The organism is Halomonas sp. BC2, assembly GCF_002078115.1.
GTDB lineage: Bacteria > Pseudomonadota > Gammaproteobacteria > Pseudomonadales > Halomonadaceae > Vreelandella > Vreelandella stevensii.
In genome coordinates this window covers 74,891-92,512 of record NZ_LFGT01000018.1, presented here as the reverse complement: position 1 = coordinate 92,512, position 17,622 = coordinate 74,891, and the positions used below count along the sequence as shown (strand labels likewise).

Sequence of the window (17,622 nt, the reverse complement as noted above, 5' to 3'; positions counted from 1 at the left end):
TTGCACGAATGCTACCACTCATCGTAAATGCTCCATGGCTTCCATGATGCGACGACAGCCAGCGCCGTCCACCATGCTACTCGCGGCGCTGCTGAATTGCCGTAATCGAGTGGCTTGACTCATGGTTTCCATGGCGGACGGCAACTGGTGTGCTAACGAAGATGACGGCTCGACCAGCAGGGCAGCACCGCTATTGGCCAGCGCCAAGGCAGGTGCTCGCTGGTTCTCGGCCAGTACCATCAGCACCGTGGGTAGCCCAAGGCAACATCGCTCCCAGGACGTACCGCCTGCAGCCCCTATCGCGAGGTCGGCATCGACCATACGCTGTGCCATATCTCGAACGCCAGAGAAAACGCTTACAGGCCAGCGCAAACGTTTGGCAACCTCGGCCACCCGCGCTAGGTGAGGTGCTGTTTGCCCCAGTACAACGGTCAAGCGTGTTGTGGCAGGCAAATTGCAATGATCGTCAAGTGCTTGCAACACAAGGGAAGTATGGTTGTGTTCGTCAACGCCGCCTAACGCCACCAGGACGTGTTGCAACTGCCCCTTCCTGCGCCTGGTGAGCGCGATGTCCCTTAACTCGGCAAATTCCGGGCGCAGTAGCGCATAACGTGGCCCGATCAGAGGCTCACAGTGATCGGGCAGCAACCCCGTGTAATCGAGCAGGGAACGCCCAAGGTTTTGATCGATCAACAGATCTGCATCGTGTCGACGGTCTGCCAAGTCATCCAGCACCATCACTCGGCAGTTTGCCACCCGAGCGCTTCTTTCCCACCGGTAGTCCAATGCATAATGGTCGACCACGAGCCAATCCGGGCACCAGGGTGCCAACAGTGCGCAACAGGCCTGAGCATCTTCCCACTGTGACGCGCCAAGCCACTCTGAATGCGCAAGATCGCTATCCGCACCACTACCCGAAGGCAATGAATAGACGGCAAAACCTTCTGCACGGATCATGGCTAACAGATTGCCAGGATGTGCACGACTGATGAATAAGCACTCATGCCCACGACTTCGCAAAGCACGCGCCAGTGTGAGGCAACGCATGACATGCCCGGTACCTATGCGCAGTGACGCGTCTGCTCTGAAGGCAATTTTCATACGTGTGGTGCGCTTGATGACATGGCCTTGAACATCCATTCCGCTCGCAGCCAGTCTTCCGAGGTATCGATATCTTGCACACGATGACGCGGCAACATGACGGGGGCCGAACCACAGCCGAAAAGCGGACGGCTCTCTAACCAGGCATCGGCTACACCCCAGTAAAATTGACCAGCGTCATGATAAGCCTCTGCGAGATCCTGAGAACGTGTATTGAACTGCTCTGGCTGAAACATCTCCACCCGCCCATGCTCAGTCAGGCGCACTGCGCGCTGAATCGGAAAAGCATAGCTAGTCACTGTAAAGGCATAATCGGCCGATGTGCGCCGTAGGATCTTCAGCCCTTCACGAATGCTCTCCCCCGTCACGAACGGCGCCGTGGCGTAGATGCAGCATACTTCCAAAGGGGGCTGCCCAGCATTGATGAACCACTGTACCGCATGGCGAATGACAGGAAGCGTGCCTGTATGGTCATCTGATAGATCATCAGGCCGAATGAAGGGCACAAGGGCACCATGGGCCTTGGCGACCTCCGCAATCTGGGTATCATCGGTGGAAACAATTACGGCATCAAAGCAGCCGCTGTCCAGCGCCGCCTCGATCGGCCAGGCAATCATTGGCTTGCCACAAAACGGTTTGATGTTTTTGCGTGGTATGCGTTTACTGCCACCACGAGCAGGGATGACGGCAAGCCTCATGACGCCAGTGCTCCCTGCAAGGCAGCCACTACCTGCGCCTGCTGCTCCTCACTCATCGTGTGGAACATTGGTAAACTGATCGCTTCACGGTAATAACGCTCTGCCTCAGGAAAGTCACCGTACTGGAAGCCCATGCGCTGATAATAAGGCTGGGTATGCACTGGAATGTAGTGCAGGTTCACACCTATACCCTGCTCGCGCAGCGACTCGAAGACTTCACGATGGCTTTTGCCGATCTGCTGGGTGTTCAGACGTACGACATAAAGATGCAACCCGGAGTAACTGTCGGGATGTTGCCAAGGGGTTGTCAGTGGCAGTGTAGACAATAATTGGTCATAGCGGGCCGCCAGCTCATGACGACGCGCCACGAATTGATCGAGACGCTGCAGCTGGCTCACCCCAAGCGCTGCTTGCAACTCGGTCATGCGGTAGTTGAAGCCCAAGTCTATCTGTTGGTAGTACCAAGGCCCATCAGCCACGTGGGTCATTTGCTCAGGATCACGAGTAATACCATGACTGCGCAGCAGCTGCATTTTGGCGGCCAGCTCAGCGTTATTGGTGAGCGCCATCCCCCCCTCGGCAGTCGTGATGATTTTCACTGGATGAAAACTGAAGACCGTGATGTCGCTATAACGGCAGCTACCAATGAACTCGCCTCGGTACTTGCCACCAATCGCATGGGAAGCATCTTCAATGACGCTAACGCCATAACGCTTGGCCAGTGTTGAGATGGCCTGCATATCACAGGACTGGCCACACAAATGTACGGCAACGAGCACTTTGGGCAGCGTCCCTGATTGCTCGGCTTTTTGCAGTTTTTGCTCGAGCGCTACTGGGCAAAGATTGTACGTGTGCGGGTCAATATCGACGAAGTCAACCTGCGCACCGCAGTACAGCCCACAGTTGGCCGACGCCACAAAGGTGATAGGTGACGTCCACAAGTAGTCGCCCTCTGCCAGCCCCAGCGCCAGGCAGGCGATGTGCAATGCCGATGTGGCACTGTTGACTGCCAATGCATGTTCAGCGCCAACATGACAGGCCACCCGTTGCTCGAAAGCAGGCACCACAGGGCCCTGAGTCAGGAAATCAGACTGTAGTACCTCCACAACGGCATCGATATCGAGCTGACTAATGTCCTGGCGACCATAGGGAATCATGGCTTAAATGCACCCAATTTTTTCGCGATGTTTGTCAATCCATGCCTGCAGATCGCTATCGGTCATCCATTCCGCATTGTTATCGCTGGAATACACGAACCCTTCGGGCACACGCTTCCCTTCCTTGATGCGATTGGCGTCTTTATCCCAGTTATTGATCTGCGGCAAAATTTTAAAATGCTCTGGATACTCATAAGTATAGTAAGCATCCTCTTCACTTATCATCTGCTCGTGCAGCTTCTCGCCGGGGCGAATACCGACGATTTCTTGCTTAGCATCCGGTGCAATCACACGGGCGAGGTCGACGACTTTCATGGATGGAATTTTTTTGACATAAATTTCCCCTCCCTCCATATCCCGGAAAGCATGCCAAACCAGCTCGACCCCCTCTTCCAGCGAGATCATGAACCGGGTCATCCGCTCATCGGTGATCGGTAGTACGCCGCTATCCTTGATCGACATGAAAAAAGGAATGACGGAACCACGAGATCCCATCACATTCCCGTAGCGAACAACGGAAAAACGGGTAGGGTTGTGACCAGCGTAATGATTGCCTGCAACGAATAACTTATCTGAGGTAAGCTTGGTAGCGCCGTATAAATTGACAGGACTGCTAGCCTTGTCTGTCGACAGCGCAACCACTTTTTTAACCCCTTTGTCGATACACGCATCCACCAGGTTCATGGCCCCCAGCACATTCGTCTTGACGCACTCGAACGGATTGTACTCGGCGGTAGGAACGATTTTTGTGGCCGCCGCATGCACGACATAGTCCACCCCGTCCAGGGCTCGGTAAAGGCGCTCACGGTCCCGTACATCGCCAATGAAAAAACGCACGCGAGGGTCACCTTCAAACAGCTTTGCCATCTCCCACTGCTTCATTTCATCGCGCGAAAAGATAATGACGCGCCTGGGGTTGTAACGTTCCAGCAACATGGGCACAAATGTGTGGCCAAAGGACCCCGTCCCCCCTGTCACCAATATGGATGCATTGTCAAACATTCCTAACACCTATTTAATTAATCACCAAGCATGATGTCGCTGAGCAACATCACTATCAGTACGTTATATTGATTATTGCAGAGATGTCTTATCAGCTAACATATATGCAACCCCTTTGTATACAAGCATTATCGCAAAGCTCACGACCAGAGACAATGGTATCCCGTGTATTGGAAAAAATACCATCAGCACTGATGACAAAACCAGAAACAAAAAAAATGTAAGCAAATGAGCCGAAATTATCCACCGGTCCAACTTCATTGCATACAAGCCATAATGCGGCACCATACTTAGCACCAATAAAAACATTGCCAGTAACACAAGGTAGTAAACATCCATGTATTGAGAATAAACTTCGTTATCCAAAAAAACCAACAACTGGCCTAATCGCCACTACCGCTACCAGGACAAGAAGGCACATTACCATCATCGTTTGTAGTAACATGCTTTTCATATTCTTAAAGAATAAATTTCTGTTTTTTTGCTGATAAGCCTTGACTAAAGATGGATATAAAAAACAAAAACAGACGCATCCAGGAACGACACCAGTGCATTACCGACACCTATGAAAATAACGTAAGCCGCCAGCACATCGGTACCCGCCGCGCTTTGCAGCCAATATCGGTCAAAGGTGAACATACCTCTCAAGGCAAGGGTTGCCAGCAACAGAGGCAAAGCGACTTTTATTCCACGACCTATCCAGGCCCAGTCTACAGATAACGCCAATGCCTCACGATCCAGGGCCTTCAGCGCCAGCAGGCCCAGCAGCATGGCAAGCAATCCACCCAACGCCCAACACGCCAACACCATGTGTAACGAGCGAGCCTCTTCTGACCACCAGAAGGCTGCCACTACGACAAACGCCCATAATCCAGCACGCAAAAACAGCACGACACTTGCCAACAGCTGTCTCGACATGGCTACCAATAAACGATTCAACTCTTGACCAAGATGCTCTAACAGCAAAATGGTAAAGAACCAAGGCGCCAATATCCAAGGCAAAAAATCAAAGTAGAAAACTGCCAGCATCAACGGAAAAGCAATCAAATACACCAGTAGAAAAAAAGCGCCCTGATCTCTTAACAACCTAAGCCAAGATATCTTTGGCGCGGCGATTAACTCTCGGCTACTAAACGTATAAAAATCAAAACCAACGCAATAAACACCAAAACTGATCGATGCCGCCAAAAGGCCATACAAGGCCACGTCTATCGGCTCAAGATAATAAGCAAGCACGAAAATCAGCAAAAATTTAGCTAACAGGGTACTTCCCCGAAGTCCTACGTTGATCAGCCGCATCATGATCGGCAAAGATATATATCTCAGCATAAAAACGTCACATTAACAAAAAAAGCATAGTTATTCCCATTTAACGACAAACCTTAAATACTTTAATTCATTTCAGCTTGTGCCCATACCTTATCAAATAGATCGGGTAATCCTTGAGGTAGCGCTTTGCCAACCGCCTTGGCTCTTTGAACAGACGGTACAGCCAGCGCATATTGAAGCGATCGATCCAAGCAGGATAGTAGTGCTGCCCCCTTGCCTGCACCCATTGATCAAAATAGCCACCACATGTGAAACCAGTGCCCTGCCAGCCATTTTTACGAAGGTCCAGCAATAGCTTTTCCTGCTTACCTGCGCCCATTCCTACCACGACGATATCAGCCAGCGCCAACTGTTCCAAGCTCGCTTGGTAGTGCTGTGGAGAGCTAAAATACCCTGGGGAAGTGGCAATGATGCTCAACCCTGGATATCTTGACGTTAACAACGGTTCGGCCTGCTCAAGGAGCCTCTCCCCTCCTCCCACCAAAGCAACGCTCAATCCCACATGCTGTGCATGCGAAAAGACGATGGGAGCAAGGGAGGTATCGTCAAAACTGATACGCTGGATACGGCGTTGGCGTAGAAAGCGCATATAACACACGATAGCAATGCCATCGGCGAAAAAGCGAAAATGAGCGCACTCCTGATCACTCAACTCTTGAGCCACCACACCCAATGAAAATGGGTTGACAAAGCTGTAGTCAACTCCTTCATCAAACACAAAGCGCTTTTCCAACTCAATCACAAATATTCACCACCATCTGACATGCTGCGAACAAAAGGCAGCATGCGCTTATGACAATAAAGCGTTACTGGCTGATGAACAAAAAACCGGCCCCTGAGGGCCGGTTCTATCTGCTGTTAGGCAGTTATCCATTCAAGCGTTGGCGAAAGCCAGGCTTAGAAGTGGTAACGAGCGCCAGTCAGCCAGTATACGTCGTCAGTCAGGTTGTCCCAGTTATTGCTGATAGTCTCGTCAGTGCTCAGACGGGGCATGTCACCATTGTACAGCTCAGCAAAGACGTCGAAGTTGCTGGAAACCTGATAGTAAGTACCGGCAGACCAGCTATTGCTGTTATCGAAGTTTCCGTCGCGGTCAATGCGATAGAAATCAGCAGCAAATGCCCAAGGGCCAGTGGTGTAAGTGGCACCGATACCAAAGATATCGTAGCCTACACGGTCAGAGTCAGCACCGTCGGTGTTGTTGTTGAAGTCGCTGTTGTGCTCGCGACCTTCGTAGCCCAGACGTGCAGTGAACTGATCGGTAAAGTCGTAAGCACCAACGATACCGTACAGCATTTCGCCGTTACCGCCACCGCGCTGTACGTCGTCAACAAAACCAACACCAACGGTCAGCGGGCCGTCAGCGTAGCGAACAGCACCCTGAGTAGCAATTACACTACCTTCCTCGCTGGTACCAACAACATCCCCATCAGCATTGAAACGAGGACCATCTTCGCGCAATCCGCGCTCACTGTAGTGCTTGACTTGCAGAGCAGCAGTGAAACCGTTCAGATCAGGGGTGTAGTAACCGATGGAGTCACCGCGAGACTGCTTGGGATGGCCAACGAATTCCAGACCTGAGTCAAGCTGCCAGTCGAACGGCTTGGATACAAAGGTGTTGTAGAAGCTGTCAAAGTTACCAGCTTGTACAGTACCGTACTGGTCGCTACGCAGACCGAGGTAGCTCTGGCGAGTTTCGTGGAAGGCGTCAAAACGGTTATCACCACCATCGGCGCGGAAACGCCACTCTACGTGACCGAATGCAGTCAGGTCAGTGGTGATTTCCTGGCTCATGCGCAGGCCAAGACGAGAGAAAACGTCAACGAACTCAGCGCCATTATCAATTTCTGCGCCAGAGCTGTTGCGCTCAGGGCCACCGCCAGCAATACCCAGTGCAATACGACCGTAGATATCCAGCTTGGTGCCGTCCTGGTCATAGACAGTCGCTGCTTGAGCGGCAGCAGAGGCACCCAGGGCGCCAACGATGGCAGTCGCTAAAAGTGTCTTTTTCATGATGTAGGTTCCTTTAACTAGCTTACTGTTTCGATCGTTATTACTGGCCTTCGTAGAAGCCAGCAAGTGGCTTGCGGGCCATGCTCTTTTTCTCATCCGCCGGTTTTTCCCGGTGGTATGCGACATGTCCTCAACAAAGCCTTGTTATAGTCCAATGCTCGCAGGTCAAACTCTATACCGGGATTCCACGGAACGCAATAGAAAAAACAGTGTTTTTTTATGATTTGTGTTTTTTTATGGAACCCAGCCAACCAAAACCGGTCTCAGCGGCCTTCGAATTTCTGCTGCAAGCCTTTGAGCTTATCTTCAAGGCTAAGCGGTTTTGCCTGCTCGGTTTTTTCCTGCCGGGGCACTTCCTGACGTTTTTCCTTCCTCGGCGGCGGCGTTCGTTGAGCGGGTTTGGCACGCGGGGTCGGCGCGGTTTCTGTTGCTGTGGTCGCCCGGCTTTCGTGGCGCCGCGCACTGGCGTGCTGTGCCGCTTCCTTGTCGACTTTGCCTGCCGGATTGCCTTCCAGATCGACCCGCTCTACCCCTTCCCGCATGGATTTGATGTAGCGCGGCAGATTGACGTAGTTGGCCAGCGCACGACGCACCAGCTTGCCCGACCAGGGCTCACGCTCGGCCAGGTCGTGATGAATACCCACTTTCAGCGGCTTGGTATGCCCTTTGAAGAAAGCATTGGGGTAGCGCTGATACCACTGCTTCAACAACGCGTGGGGCGATGGCGGCTGAGTCGCTTCGGTAGCAGGTTCAACGGCAGGCGCTGGCGTTTCGTTTGCTTCTGCCTGCGGTGGCACTTGCTCGGCTACCACCGGGGGCTTTTCCTGGTGCTGACGCGCTGCCTGGGGCTGGCACGCTTCCGTGGGCAGCGGCGCTGGCGCTACCTGGGGTGGCGCTGCTTCCCCACGTGCCAGCTGCTGCTTCAGGCGGCTGTTTTCGGCACGCAATGCTTCCAGCTCGGCGTTTTTCTGGTCGAGCCGTGTTTCGAGTAGTTCTAATAGTTGCAGTACGTTGGCAGCCATCACCTCCTCCTTTCCTTGCTCAGTCGTTGACACGCTCATATACCACGAAATCATAACGTGGCTGCCCTTCCGCTGGCTGGCCGGGTACGCGCTGCACTTCACGCCACTCGTCTGCCGAGAATTCTGGAAACGTCGCGTCGCCCTCGACGTCGATATCGACTTCAGTAATATACAGCCGCTGGGCGAAGGGCAAGGCTTGCTGGTAGATCTCGCCGCCTCCCATCACCATGATCTCCTCCGCCGCCTCGATAGTGGCGTGCTGGTCGGCCAGCGCCAGGGCGGACGGCAGGTCGTGGCAGATACGCGTGCCCTCGGCGGTGAAGGCCGTGTCTCGGGTCACCACGATATTCAGCCGATTGGGCAACGGCTTGCCGATGGATGCATAGGTCTTGCGCCCCATGACCAGCGGCTTGGCCTGGGTCATGCGTTTGAAGAACTTCAGGTCTTCCGGCAGGTACCAGGGCAGCTTGCCATCGACGCCAATGACACGATTCTTCGCCATGGCGACGATCATCGCCACCGGCACCAGCAGTTCATCAGTCGGGAGAGATTGGCTCATACGGCAACCTTTGCCTTGATGTGGGGGTGCGATTGGTACCCTTCTATATGAATGTCATCGAAGGTGAAGTCGAATAGATCCGTGACCGCCGGGTTGAGCACCAGCGCTGGCGGCGCCATGGGCGTACGCGCCAGCTGCTCCTGCGCCTGTTCCAGGTGGTTGCTGTAGAGATGGGCATCGCCCAGCGTGTGGATGAAATCGCCCGGCTTCAGCCCGGTCACCTGCGCCACCATGCTGAGCAGCAGCGCGTAGCTGGCGATATTGAACGGCACACCGAGGAAAATATCCGCACTGCGCTGGTACAGCTGGCAGGAAAGGCGACCGTTCGCCACGTAGAACTGGAACAGGCAGTGGCACGGCGGCAACTTCATTTCCTCCACCTGCCCCGGGTTCCAGGCCGAGACGATCAAGCGGCGTGACTGCGGGTTATGGCGGATCTGCTCCAGCAGGTTGGCAATCTGATCCACGCTGCCGCCTTTGGGGTGTGGCCAGCTACGCCACTGGTAGCCGTATACGGGCCCCAGATTGCCCGCTTCATCGGCCCATTCGTCCCAGATACGCACGCCGTGCTCTTTCAGGTAACCGATGTTGGTATCGCCCTTCAGAAACCACAGCAGCTCATGAATGATCGAGCGCAGGTGCAGCTTCTTGGTGGTCAGCAGCGGAAACCCACGGGAAAGATCGAAGCGCATCTGGTGGCCAAACACCGAGCGCGTACCCGTACCGGTACGGTCACCGCGATCAACGCCCTGTTCGAGCACAGTGCGCATCAAGTCCAGGTAAGGCTGCTCAAGCGCAGGCAATTCATTCGACGTGGTAAGCGAAGGCGTTGTAGCAGTCACAAGGTTTCCAGATTAACAGCGAATATGAGGCTGTATTCTAGGCCCCCCTAAAGGCAACGTCTATGTTAAGGGTTGTAGGAGGGGGCTTCAGCTCGCGATGATGCAGGCACAAGTGCCTGCCCAGACAGTCGCCCAATGAAATTGGCCTCCCACAGGCAAGCTTGGGCGGCTACTCAGGCTAGCCTGAATCCACTGGCTCTACCCAGCCACTTTGCTGCTGCAGGAAGGGGCTTCTTGTGGGAGGGAGCTTTAGCTCGCGATGATGCAGGCACAAGTGCCTGCCCAGACAGTCGCCCAATAAAATTGGCCTCCCACAGGCAGGTTTAGGTGGATGCTCTGAGCGCCATATCCGAGTCAAACCTTGGCGTCGATGGGTTTGCCTTTTGACCAGAGCATCAGGAGGAGTCCGAGAATAATCATGGGTAGGGTGAGGAGCATGCCCATGGTGAACCAGCCAAAGGCCAGGTAGCCGATGTGGGCGTCGGGCATGCGGACGAACTCGACCATGAAGCGGAAGACACCGTAGCCCAGCAGAAACAGGCCGGAGACGAACCCGCGCGCGCGAGGTTTGGCCGAGACCCACCAGAGGATGACGAACAGCACGGCGCCTTCCAATACGGCTTCGTAAAGTGCCGAGGGATGACGCGGCTCTGGGCCCATGCCGGGAAACGGCATACCCCAGGGGAGCGAGGTCACGCGGCCGGGCAGTTCGTGGTTGATGAAGTTGCCGATGCGCCCTGCCCCCAGGCCGATGGGCACGAGCGGGGCAATGAAATCGGTGAGGGTGAAGAAGGCCAGCTGCTTGCGCCGGGCAAAGAGCCAGGCGGCCAGTAGGACGCCGATCAAGCCGCCGTGGAAGCTCATGCCACCATCCCAGACGCGGAAGATCCACAGTGGGTCGGCAGACCACTGCCCCAGGCCGTAAAACAGCGCGTAGCCCAGCCGCCCACCGGCCACGACGCCAATCGCGCAGTAGAACAGCAGGTCGCTGATATCATCCTTGGTGAGCCCAATCCGCGCGGCACGGCGGCAGCCCAGCCACCAGGCAGCAACGAAACCGACCACGTACATCAGGCCATACCAGTGTACTTGCAAGGGGCCGAGCGAAATCGCGACAGGGTCTATCGTGGGGTAATTAATCATTCCGTTTCTCTAGGTGAACAAAAGAAGTGACAGCGTGCCGGGTGGCGATTACGCCAGTATGAAGCGCAGCCCTACCACCGTGAGCAGTAAAGCAAAACCGTAGCGCAGTATGTTAGCGGGCAGCACATGGGCCAGCCGCACTCCTAACCGTGCAAAGGGAACGCTGGTGGCGACAATGCCAATGAAGGCGGGCCACATGACGAAGCCCGTGGCCCACGGCGGAAGCAGCGGGTGGCCCCAGCCGACGACGATGAAGGTGAGCGCCCCAACGATGGCAATGGGCAGACCACAGGCGGCGGAGGTGCCCACGGCTTGGGTCATACTGGCCCCGGCACGGGACAGCCAGGGCACCGTCATGGCCCCGCCGCCGATACCGAACAGTGCCGAAATGGCGCCCACGACGCCTCCGGCCACCGACATCGCCACTTTACCGGGCGCAACGCTGCCCGGCTTGGGATTCAAGCCAATGACCATCTTGGCGGCCAGCAGCAGCACGAACACGCCGAACAGTGTGCCCAGCACGGTGCCTGAGAGATTCCCTGCAATGAACACCCCGGCAATCGCGCCGAGCATGAGCCCCGGCAACAGCGCCATGAACCAGGGGCGGTGTACGCTGCCGCGACGCACGTGGCCAAGGGCCGAAGAGGCTCCGGTGACCACGATGGTGGCCAGCGACGTGCCCACTGCCAGATGCATGGTGATTTCTGGCGCGATGCCTTGCAGGCCAAAAGCGAACACCAGCACCGGTACGATGATGATGCCGCCCCCTACGCCAAACAGTCCTGCCATGGTGCCTGCGGCGGCACCGAGTACGAGATAACTGGCCAAAATGGCGGCAAATGTCATTGTGCGGGCTTCTCCAAAGCGTCAGGCAGCCATTTTTTGAGCATGCGTTGCAGCGTTTCGGGTTGATAGGGCTTGGCTAGGATATCATCCATGCCGGCCGTTTCGCAGGTGCCTCGCCCGGCGTTGTCCACGTTCGCGGTGAGGGCAATGATGATACTGCGATGGGCGGGGTTATGCCGCTCGAACTGACGCCAGCGGCGGGTAGTTTCCAGGCCATCCAGCGTGGGCATGAAGATGTCCATGAACACGAGATCGTAAAAAGTGGACTGTTGCCGCTCCAGCGCCTGCTCGCCACTGCTGACGCCTTCTACCTGAAGCCCTTGAGATTCCAGCATTTGCCGTGCCAGCATCAGGTTGACGGGGCCGTCATCCACGACCAGCACACGGGGCTGATACCCTTCGGTTTCCAGCACGTCGTAGGTGGTGGCTTCGTTGACGCTCTGCTGCACGAAATTGGCCAGCAGCGAGCGTATATCGGCCAGCCGCTCGCGCACATGGGTGACGTTCTGGCGACACGCCTCGGTAGTGTCGTCCTTGATCATGCTGCCCAGGTGTTCGAACAGGCTGTCGGCTTCACGCTGCATCAAGGTCAGGTAGCCTGACTTCAGCCGCGACTCTTCCCGTGCCCGCTCCCTGCCTGCCATCAGGTGCTTCAGCTGCTTCTGCTGGTGATGCAGGTCTTCGAGCAGCGCCTGGTCGGCCCGGCCCGCGCTCTCTTGCGTCGCCGTGGGTATTTTTTCCAGCTGTTCCAGCATGGCGGCCAGCCGATCGTTGGCATGGGTAAGGCGCTTGAGGGGGCGCTGATGGGTGTCTTCTTCCGCCGCCCATGGCTGGCTGGGAGCGACCTTCTGCCCCAAGGAGGCGACACGGCACTCCAGCTCGACCAGGCACTGCATGAAACGGGCATCCTTATATCTGGCCCGGGCTTTGATTAACATCAAGAAAGCGCCTACATTCATGCAACTGCCCAGCAGCAGGGCCAGGGTAAGCCATAACGTGGTCGACCAGGAGGCCTGGCCTGGCGACATCACCCAGATCACCACTCCCATCAACAGGCAGAGCAGTACGAGTGCGGCTTGCACTAACAGCAGCGGCCACAGAACGGGCCAGATGATGGCGTTCCAGAAGTGCTCTTGCTGATCACGTTGCATAGTGCACGCATTCCTCGTCGATAAGAGGCTCTGCCTCGGCAGATGAACCATCTTATTGCTTTAGCTATTGAGCCAAGTGTACGTCCACTCTTGCAGGCTGTCATGCAGCGCACGGCAAGGAGCCGGATTTTGTGACCAACAGGGGTCGTTTATGTGTTTGATTACCTTTTCATGGCAGCCTGGCAGCCGGTTCCCCTTGCGTCTGGCCGGTAATCGGGATGAATTTCATGCCCGTCCCACGGCACCACTGGGCCACTGGGGTGACAAGCCCCTGCTGGGCGGCCGTGACCTGGAGGCAGGTGGCACCTGGCTGGCGGCCAACCGGCAAGGAATGGTAGCCGCATTGACCAACGTGCGCGACACCCGGTTGTCGGCCCCCGCTCACCCGCCCAGCCGGGGCGAACTGGTGGCCAACGCACTCACCAGTAGCGACCCTGCCCAGTGGTTAAGGGACATGGCCGAGCACGGCGCAGCCCGCTATGCCGGGTTCAACCTGCTGGTGGCGACGCCCACCCACTGCTGGCACCTGCACCGGGGGCGCAACGGCGTGACGCTGAACGAAGTGGCCGAGGGGTTTCACGGGTTATCGAATGCCAGTCTGAACACCGCATGGCCCAAGCTCCAGGCGGTGCGCCATGCCCTACGCCAGCATGAAGCGGGCCACTGGCGTCAGGCCACCCGCCAGGCGCTTCACGATGCCCGCCTTGCCGATGACGCGGCGCTACCCGATACCGGCGTGGGGCTGATACTGGAGCGTCAGCTCTCTGCGGCGTTCATCGTGGGCGAGACCTACGGCACACGAGCCACTACGTGGCTCTCATTGAGCCACGCAGGGAGCATCACCTTGACCGAGCAGCGTTTTGGGCCCCTCGGTCGGTTTCTGGGTGAGACCACGTTGGCAACGCCCGCCTACAGGGGGTATTAATCCCTGGGGGGAAGCAGGTGGGAAAGCTGCCACTCGTCGAAGCGCTGGTTGAGATGGGCATGCACCTGGGAAGGCGTATCCAGCTGCATGATCTCCTTGAGCAGCGTTTGCGCATCAGCCAGGGTGACACGCCGAATGGCTGCTCGCACCTTGGGCAGGCTGGGAGCATTCATGGAGAGGCTATTGAAGCCCATGGCCATCAGCAGCAGCGCCCCTGCCGGGTCCCCGGCCAGCTCGCCACACAGCGAAATGGGTTTGTTCAGCCGCCGGGCATCCTGAGACAGCTCGACCAGCGCGCCCAGCAGCGCTGGGTGCAGCGCATCGTAGAGGCTGGATACCCGTGCGTTGTTGCGGTCTACCGCCAGCAGGTACTGGGTGAGATCGTTACTGCCCACCGAGAAGAAGTCCACCCGCTTGGCCAGCGCATCCATCTGATAGATGGTGGCGGGCACTTCGATCATGACCCCGACGCTGGGCCGCGCCACCTGGATGCCCTCTTCGCCCAGCTCGATGATGGCGCGGTCGAGCAGGCGAATCGCTTCGTCCACTTCCTCGACGTTGGTGATCATCGGGAACAGAACGTGGAGGTTGTTCAGATCCTGAGAGGCCTTGAGCATGGCACGCAGCTGCACCATCAGCACTTCAGGGTGGTCGAGAGTGACGCGCATGCCGCGCCAGCCCAGGAAAGGGTTGGCCTCTTCGATGGGGAAGTAGGGCAAATCCTTGTCGCCGCCGATATCCAGCGTGCGCATGACCACCGGCAGCGGCGCAAAGCCTGCCAACTGCTCCCGGTACATGCGCATCTGCTCTTTCTCGCCGGGGAAGCGCTCGGTGATCATGAACGGCACTTCGGTGCGGTAGAGCCCTACCCCACCAATCCGGCTTTTCAGCATGGCAGACGCATCCACCGCCAGGCCGGTGTTCACCATCAGCGGGATGCCGTGGCCATCCGGGGTTTCGCTGGGCAGGTCCTGCTCGTGGGCCAACACCTCACTGAGCACTTTCTCTTCGGCAATCAGGCTGGCATAGCGAGCTTTGAGCTCGGCCATGGGCCGTACGAACAGCCGCCCACGGTGGCCGTCCAGCACCACGGGGGCGCCGTTGAGGCGGGGCAGCGGCAAGTCCATCATGCCCAGCACGGTCGGGATGCCCATGGCGCGGGCGACAATGGCCACATGCGAGGTGCTGGAGCCACGCACCGAGACCAGCCCCTTGAGCTTGTCACGGGGCACTTCGCCCAGCATGGCCACGCTGATTTCATCGCCCACCAGAATGGCGTCGTCCGGGTAGGTTTCCGGGGTGGCGGGCGTGTCTTCCTGAAGATGCGCCAGCACACGACGGCCCAGGTCGCGAATATCCGCCGCCCGTTCACGCAGGTAGTCGTCATCGACCCGCTCCAGGTATTGCACGTGACGGCGCACCACATCGGCCAACGCCCCCGGCGCCCACTGCCCTTCACGGATGCGTTTTTCGACCTCTTCCGAAAGCGCCGCCTCGCCCAGCATCTGCTGGTAGACATCGAACAGCGCCAGCTCCTGGGAAGAGATACGGTTGACCAGCCGCTCGGCCGCCGCGCGGATCTCGTCGCGGGTCTTGCCGATGGCTTCCTTGAGACGGGCGATTTCGTACTCCTGATCGCTGGGAATCAGGTCTGGCACGCTGTTGAGGTCAGCGGGCGGAGTAATGACCACGGCCTCGCCCATGGCCATCCCGGGCGAAGCGGCCACGCCCTTGAACATGGCTTGGCCGCCGGGCAGCGCAGGGCGGGTCAGGTGGCCCGTGGCCAGGGCATGGGCCAGCACGCCGGCCAACTGGGCTGCCATGGTGACCAGAAAGGCTTCGTCTTCGTCATCGTAGCGGCGTTTTTCCGCCTGCTGCACTACCAGCACGCCCAGCATGTGACGCTGGTGGATGATCGGCACGCCGAGAAAGCTGCAGTAGCGCTCCTCCCCGGTGGCCTCGAAATAGCGGAAGTGCGAGTGCGACTGCGCATCTTCCAGGTTGAGAGGCTCACTGCGCTTGGCTACCAACCCCACCAGGCCTTCGCCCAGTGGCAGAATGACTCGCCCCACGGCCTGAGTGCGCAGGCCGATGGTTTCCATCAGCACCAGCGACTCCAGCTCTTTGTCATACAGGTAGAACGAGCAGACGTCCGTCTGCATGGCCTTGCGGATACGACGTACCATGGTGGACAGCGCGGCATCGAGGTTGCGCGCGCCATTCACTTCCTGAATCACGCGTCGTAGCACCTCAAGCATCGACGTTTTACTATTCACTGTTGTTTGCCTCGCTGAGGAAGTGTCCGGCTATAGCCCACTGCCGACTTCCAGCAGTGACGCGCACGTCATCCTTCATTATCTTGTGCCAACCGTTGAACGCGGGGAGACAGCTCTCGTAACGCGCGTCGATAAACCTCTCTTTTAAAGGGCACCACTTGACCCAGCGGGTACCAGTAGCTCACCCATCGCCAACCGTCGAACTCCGGCTTGGGTGTCGCCGTCATGCAAATCCGGGTTTCCTGACAGCGAATTTGCAGTAAAAACCACTTCTGTTTTTGGCCGATGCAAACCGGCCTTGAGTGGGTACGAATCATGCGTCGTGGTAGACGGTAGCGCAGCCAGCCCCGGGTGCAGGCGACAATATCAACATCGTCGGCGGTCAGGCCGATTTCTTCGTGAAGCTCACGAAAAAGTGCTTGTTGTGGAGTCTCGCTTGCCTTGATGCCTCCCTGGGGGAATTGCCACGCATTTTGTCCTACACGACGCGCCCAAAGCAGTTGCCCCTGGCTATTGGCAATAATGATGCCAACATTGGGGCGAAAGCCGTCAGCGTCGATCACGGACATCACCTTCATAAATTTTCAGTTGTCCCCATTTTTCCACAAGGGAGTCAACCGTATCAATACAATTTGATAGCGCCAAGTGGTGAAAGCCAAGCGACTCTGCGATAATCCGGCGCTTTGTGCCGCGCACATCTCACCAACATCAACCATCAAGGGGAGCGCCGTGAGTCTGGCCATTTTCGACCTGGATAATACGCTGCTATCCATCGATAGCGATCATGCCTGGGGGGAGTTCCTGGTAGAGCAAGGAGCCGTGGACCCGGTGGCCTACCGCGAGGCCAACGAGCGCTTCCTGGCCGACTATAATGCGGGCACGCTGGACATGATGGCGTTTCTGGCGCTGGCGCTGAAACCCTTGGCTGACAACAGCCCGGAACAGCTTGCTGCCTGGCACCAACAGTTTATGATTAGCAAGATCGAGCCGCATATTCTGCCCAAGGCCGAAGAGCTGCTGGCCCGCCACCGCACCAAGGGCGATACGCTGCTGATCATTACGGCCACCAACCGTTTCATCACCGGCCCGATTGCCGAGCGGCTGGGCGTGGATGATCTGATTGCCGTCGACCCCGAAATGGTCGATGGCCGCTATACCGGACGCGTGGCCGGGGTGCCCAGCTTCCGAGAAGGCAAAGTCACGCGTTTGGAAGCATGGTTGGAAGACCAGGACTGCACCCTCGATGATGCGTGGTTCTACAGCGACTCACACAACGACCTGCCGCTACTGGAAGTGGTCGACAACCCCGTTGCCGTAGACCCTGACGACACCCTGCGCCAAGTGGCCGAGGCGCGCCATTGGCGCATCATGAGCTTACGGGATTGAGGTAAGCGTCTCGCATTGAATGGTGTGGCGACAACCCTATCGTCATGTGTACCAAGCCATTGCCACCACCGGCACCCCTATCGGGGTGCTTCGCGGGTGCGCTCCGCTTACGCCGCGCTACGGTATGCCGCCCACATCATCAACCCCAATACGTCACCACGGCAAACCCAGG

At 57.2% G+C, this 17,622-nt stretch carries 17 protein-coding genes; 2 read left to right on the top strand and 15 right to left on the bottom strand.

The window, feature by feature from the left end; translation table 11 throughout:
* Nucleotides 1–18: 18 nt before the first annotated feature.
* The 13 genes from pseG to B7L71_RS12145 all read right to left on the bottom strand — a co-directional run bounded on the left by pseG (nt 19) and on the right by B7L71_RS12145 (nt 12,863).
* Complete coding sequence (gene pseG, locus B7L71_RS12210) at nt 19–1,140, bottom strand: UDP-2,4-diacetamido-2,4,6-trideoxy-beta-L-altropyranose hydrolase (RefSeq protein ID WP_212636759.1); 1,122 nt, start codon at nt 1,138–1,140, stop codon at nt 19–21.
* Nucleotides 1,098–1,799: a pseudaminic acid cytidylyltransferase gene (gene pseF, locus B7L71_RS12205; protein WP_081138269.1), complete on the bottom strand. Its 702-nt coding sequence runs from the start codon at nt 1,797–1,799 to the stop codon at nt 1,098–1,100. The genes pseG and pseF overlap by 43 nt, the downstream gene beginning before the upstream one ends.
* Nucleotides 1,796–2,956 carry a UDP-4-amino-4,6-dideoxy-N-acetyl-beta-L-altrosamine transaminase gene (pseC, locus tag B7L71_RS12200; RefSeq protein ID WP_081138267.1) on the bottom strand — a complete coding sequence of 387 codons (1,161 nt, stop codon included), beginning with the start codon at nt 2,954–2,956 and terminating at the stop codon, nt 1,796–1,798. The genes pseF and pseC overlap by 4 nt, the downstream gene beginning before the upstream one ends.
* Before the next feature lie 3 nt (nt 2,957–2,959).
* Nucleotides 2,960–3,958 (bottom strand): UDP-N-acetylglucosamine 4,6-dehydratase (inverting), encoded by a 999-nt coding sequence (pseB, locus tag B7L71_RS12195; RefSeq protein WP_081138265.1) that lies wholly within the window; start codon nt 3,956–3,958, stop codon nt 2,960–2,962.
* A gap of 498 nt (nt 3,959–4,456) precedes the next feature.
* Nucleotides 4,457–5,287, bottom strand: a complete 831-nt coding sequence (locus B7L71_RS12185) for a hypothetical protein (RefSeq protein ID WP_081138261.1) — start codon at nt 5,285–5,287, stop codon at nt 4,457–4,459.
* Nucleotides 5,288–5,354: 67 nt separating this feature from the next.
* Nucleotides 5,355–6,029 (bottom strand): WecB/TagA/CpsF family glycosyltransferase, encoded by a 675-nt coding sequence (locus B7L71_RS12180; protein ID WP_081138259.1) that lies wholly within the window; start codon nt 6,027–6,029, stop codon nt 5,355–5,357.
* Between the two features lie 155 nt (nt 6,030–6,184).
* The gene (locus tag B7L71_RS12175; RefSeq protein WP_081138257.1) at nt 6,185–7,300 is read right to left on the bottom strand and encodes a porin; all 1,116 of its coding nucleotides are present in this window, start codon (nt 7,298–7,300) and stop codon (nt 6,185–6,187) included.
* A gap of 263 nt (nt 7,301–7,563) precedes the next feature.
* Nucleotides 7,564–8,322, bottom strand: coding sequence for a ProQ/FINO family protein (locus tag B7L71_RS12170; protein WP_081138255.1), 759 nt, complete (start codon nt 8,320–8,322; stop codon nt 7,564–7,566).
* A 19-nt stretch (nt 8,323–8,341) separates the two neighbouring features.
* Entirely contained in the window at nt 8,342–8,881 is a 540-nt protein-coding gene (locus B7L71_RS12165) for a dihydrofolate reductase (protein ID WP_081138253.1), read from the bottom strand.
* On the bottom strand, nt 8,878–9,723 hold the full coding sequence (locus B7L71_RS12160; protein WP_081138251.1) for a thymidylate synthase: 846 nt from the start codon (nt 9,721–9,723) through the stop codon (nt 8,878–8,880). The genes B7L71_RS12165 and B7L71_RS12160 overlap by 4 nt, the downstream gene beginning before the upstream one ends.
* Nucleotides 9,724–10,077: 354 nt before the next feature.
* Nucleotides 10,078–10,866, bottom strand: a complete 789-nt coding sequence (gene lgt, locus B7L71_RS12155; RefSeq protein WP_081138249.1) for a prolipoprotein diacylglyceryl transferase — start codon at nt 10,864–10,866, stop codon at nt 10,078–10,080.
* A 48-nt stretch (nt 10,867–10,914) separates the two neighbouring features.
* Nucleotides 10,915–11,712: a sulfite exporter TauE/SafE family protein gene (locus tag B7L71_RS12150; protein WP_081138247.1), complete on the bottom strand. Its 798-nt coding sequence runs from the start codon at nt 11,710–11,712 to the stop codon at nt 10,915–10,917.
* Nucleotides 11,709–12,863 carry a response regulator gene (locus B7L71_RS12145; RefSeq protein ID WP_081138245.1) on the bottom strand — a complete coding sequence of 385 codons (1,155 nt, stop codon included), beginning with the start codon at nt 12,861–12,863 and terminating at the stop codon, nt 11,709–11,711. The genes B7L71_RS12150 and B7L71_RS12145 overlap by 4 nt, the downstream gene beginning before the upstream one ends.
* 151 nt (nt 12,864–13,014) lie before the next feature.
* Here B7L71_RS12145 and B7L71_RS12140 point away from each other — a divergent pair, with 151 nt between their 5' ends.
* Nucleotides 13,015–13,788, top strand: a complete 774-nt coding sequence (locus tag B7L71_RS12140) for an NRDE family protein (RefSeq protein ID WP_081138243.1) — start codon at nt 13,015–13,017, stop codon at nt 13,786–13,788.
* Here the strand turns inward: B7L71_RS12140 and ptsP are convergent.
* A complete protein-coding gene (gene ptsP / locus B7L71_RS12135; protein WP_081138241.1) occupies nt 13,785–16,046 on the bottom strand; it encodes a phosphoenolpyruvate--protein phosphotransferase in 2,262 nt (753 codons plus the stop codon). The two genes, B7L71_RS12140 and ptsP, sit on opposite strands and share 4 nt — an antisense overlap.
* 86 nt (nt 16,047–16,132) lie before the next feature.
* Nucleotides 16,133–16,627, bottom strand: a complete 495-nt coding sequence (locus B7L71_RS12130) for an RNA pyrophosphohydrolase (protein WP_026001615.1) — start codon at nt 16,625–16,627, stop codon at nt 16,133–16,135.
* A 166-nt stretch (nt 16,628–16,793) separates the two neighbouring features.
* Here B7L71_RS12130 and B7L71_RS12125 point away from each other — a divergent pair, with 166 nt between their 5' ends.
* A complete protein-coding gene (locus B7L71_RS12125) occupies nt 16,794–17,450 on the top strand; it encodes a histidinol-phosphatase (protein ID WP_081138239.1) in 657 nt (218 codons plus the stop codon).
* Nucleotides 17,451–17,622 lie beyond the last annotated feature (172 nt).